The following is a 273-nucleotide window of genomic DNA, read 5'->3' as shown; positions in this document are numbered from 1 at the left end:
CGCTGTTGTAAGCAGCGCTTACATTGGACAGCGTTAAGGTATCGCCAGTAATCAGACCACTGACGCTGTAGTTGCCTGAAGTAATGCTGATATTGGCACTACCGTCATAGACCTTGCTGATATTGCCGGTGGCGCTCAAGCTCACATTAGCCGCGGTAATCGTCGAGCCATTCCAAGTCAGGTTGGTGGTTTGTAAGCTGTAGTCACTCAGAGCACTGGTGTGGTTACCGGCAACGGTTGCTAAAGCCAGGTTACCAACAGTCACATTCGAAG

General features: G+C 50.5%; 1 protein-coding gene. It reads right to left on the bottom strand.

The genetic code is table 11. From position 1 onward, the window contains the following. Positions 1-273, bottom strand: a 273-nt coding sequence (locus ICN34_RS11470) for a YDG domain-containing protein (protein WP_255538665.1), incomplete at both ends; no start/stop codon positions are given.

Origin of the sequence: Polynucleobacter sp. Tro8-14-1 (assembly GCF_018881655.1) — a bacterium.
In the GTDB taxonomy this organism is placed as follows: Bacteria; Pseudomonadota; Gammaproteobacteria; order Burkholderiales; family Burkholderiaceae; genus Polynucleobacter.
This window is presented reverse-complemented; position numbering and strand designations above follow the sequence as displayed.